This is a genomic window from Candidatus Caldatribacterium sp. (assembly GCA_014359405.1).
Classification (GTDB): Bacteria; Atribacterota; Atribacteria; order Atribacterales; family Caldatribacteriaceae; genus Caldatribacterium; species Caldatribacterium oleiphilum.
Genome location: JACIZN010000185.1, coordinates 1 through 2,069, shown reverse-complemented (window position 1 = coordinate 2,069; position 2,069 = coordinate 1). Strand labels below are relative to the sequence as shown.

The 2,069-nt window shown below is 53.3% G+C and carries 4 protein-coding genes and 1 riboswitch; of the genes, 1 reads left to right on the top strand and 3 read right to left on the bottom strand.

Annotated features, from left to right (window positions below):
• Positions 1–108: 108 nt before the first annotated feature.
• Positions 109–291, bottom strand: a complete 183-nt coding sequence (locus tag H5U36_10215) for a PIN domain-containing protein (GenBank protein ID MBC7218480.1) — start codon at positions 289–291, stop codon at positions 109–111.
• Between the two features lie 51 nt (positions 292–342).
• Complete coding sequence (locus H5U36_10210; GenBank protein ID MBC7218479.1) at positions 343–552, bottom strand: DUF2281 domain-containing protein; 210 nt, start codon at positions 550–552, stop codon at positions 343–345.
• A gap of 222 nt (positions 553–774) precedes the next feature.
• A riboswitch (FMN riboswitch) is annotated at positions 775–912 on the top strand.
• 82 nt (positions 913–994) lie between these two features.
• On the opposite strand from H5U36_10210, the gene H5U36_10205 reads away from it, so the two are divergent.
• Positions 995–1,555 (top strand): ECF transporter S component, encoded by a 561-nt coding sequence (locus tag H5U36_10205; GenBank protein ID MBC7218478.1) that lies wholly within the window; start codon positions 995–997, stop codon positions 1,553–1,555.
• Here the strand turns inward: H5U36_10205 and H5U36_10200 are convergent.
• Positions 1,508–2,035, bottom strand: coding sequence for a methylated-DNA--[protein]-cysteine S-methyltransferase (locus H5U36_10200; GenBank protein MBC7218477.1), 528 nt, complete (start codon positions 2,033–2,035; stop codon positions 1,508–1,510). The two genes, H5U36_10205 and H5U36_10200, sit on opposite strands and share 48 nt — an antisense overlap.
• Positions 2,036–2,069: the final 34 nt, after the last annotated feature.

Genomic DNA, 2,069 nt, shown 5'->3' with positions numbered 1-2,069 from the left:
GGTCCGCGATGGCCGGGATGGGAACCGCTGAGACTTCTGACCCCCATTTGGGCTTATCGCGGGTTGTTGGAGGAGGCCATTATTGGGGGTTAGGGATCCTTATATTACCTACGGCAGTTCTGCAGGAAGTTTGCGACCTTTTTCCGTTCGATCGAAGTCGCTGTCGAAGCTGACGATTGTGAGTCCATAGTGATTGGCAAGAGTGTACTGATAGGCATCGTCAAAATCGAGGCCAAACCGTAGGGCAGACTGAATAACGCCCTCCATTTCTCTGCCTGGAAGGCCAATCACGGTGAATCCAGCTCCAAAAACAATGTCCAGTAGGAATTGCCGGAATATTCATTATTCACCGATTCTCCATTCGGCAAGTTTATGCTGGAGTTCTACCGAGGTATACCGATCACGCAGGTCCTTAAGAGCTCCGGCCCACTCGAATTTCGGTTGTCTTTTGGGCGCCCTTACCCTTTTCTCCAGCAAGAACTCTACGAAATCCTGCACCTCCTGCTGCAACTCGGGAGGAAGCCGATCGATGAGTTCTTTCAAGCTCTGCATGGTTTGCCCTCTTTCCTTTCTGGAAATGGTTTTGCCGAGCCCTGTGATTCCTGCAGGTATTGTACCACTGCCGCCTGAGGACGACTTGCTCGCAAAGTTGTAGTTTACTTCTAAAGCAGTTTCTTTTACCAATTTGCCAGGAGTCTGGAGTTCCTGTGCCGTTTTTTTGCCACCTTAGCTTTGGATTCCTGGGGCCTGTGTGGTATAATTCTCAAAAGACAAAAACTTCTTCAGGGCAGGGTGAGGGGAAACACCCAATTCCCGACCGGCGGTGAAAGCCCGCGAGCCCCTCTCGGAGAGAGGGGTTGATCCGGTGGAATTCCGGAGCCGACGGTATAGTCCGGATGGGAGAAGAAGTTATACCGGTGCCCTCAAGCCCTGAAGGCGCAAAAGCTTTCAGGGCTTCCTTTTGCCCTGGGAAGGAGAGAGGGAGGTTGCTTCGATGCGGAAGTACTTCATCTATGCCGGTGCTTTTGCCGCTTTGTCCCTGGTGCTGGATCTTTTCGTTCACTTTCCTCTGATTCCTTCGGCATCGTTTCTCCTGTACCGTCCGGGGGATATTCCTCTTCTCATGGTGAGCTTCAAGTTCGGGCCAGGGGTGGCGCTTGGGGCGGCGGCCATTGTGGCGGTGCTCTTTGCCCTCATTACCGGGCAGGGTGGTCCCTGGGGAATGCTCATGTACTTTCTTGCCTGCGGGACGTTTATCGGCATCTCGGGATGGGTGTACCGACGGAATCGGACTCGGCAGGGAGCCTTCCTTGGGCTTCTCGTGGGGCTTTTCGTCATGACCGGAGTTATGGTTCTTGCCAATCTCGTTGTTACTCCCATTTACCTTGGGGTTCCCCGAAGCGTCGTCTTGGGGATGATTCTCCCTGTTATTGTGCCCTTTAACCTCCTGAAGGGGGCAATCAACGCGGTGGTGACTCTCCTTGTGTACAAGAAGGTGAGTGCCTTCTTAGAGGGTGCGGTTCCCGCAGAGGCCGTTCCCCGAAAGCTCGAGTGACAGGAGGAGGATTTTGTACCGGAGCCCGTAACCCGAGAATCCCCCGAGGTTCATCTTCCCTGTGACCCGGTGGCAGGGAATGAAAAGGGGAAGCGGATTCCTTCCAAGTGCCCTTCCCACGGCGCGAGTTGCGTGCGGAAGGGCAATTTTTTGGGCGATATCTCCGTACGTGAGGGTGCTCCCGTAGGGAATCTGGGCTACGGCTTCAAGGACCTTTCTCGTGAAAGGGGGAAGATGGTCCAGGGCGAGGGGATGGGAGAAGGCAACTCGTTTTCCCTCAAAGTACGCTTGGATTTCTTCTACGATTCCCGGGAAAGGAGGGGTGTCCTCCTGAAGCTCATCGGTGGATATCCATCGGTGAAGATGCATGAGGGCTTTTTCTTTTGTTCTCTGGGGAAGGATGAAGAACTCGATTTTCTCCCGCCATGCAAGGATTGAGAGACCAAATCGGGTGGGAACAAAGCATATTGCAAGTTTCATGTTTACTTCTCTCCTTTTCTGCGTATAATAAGAA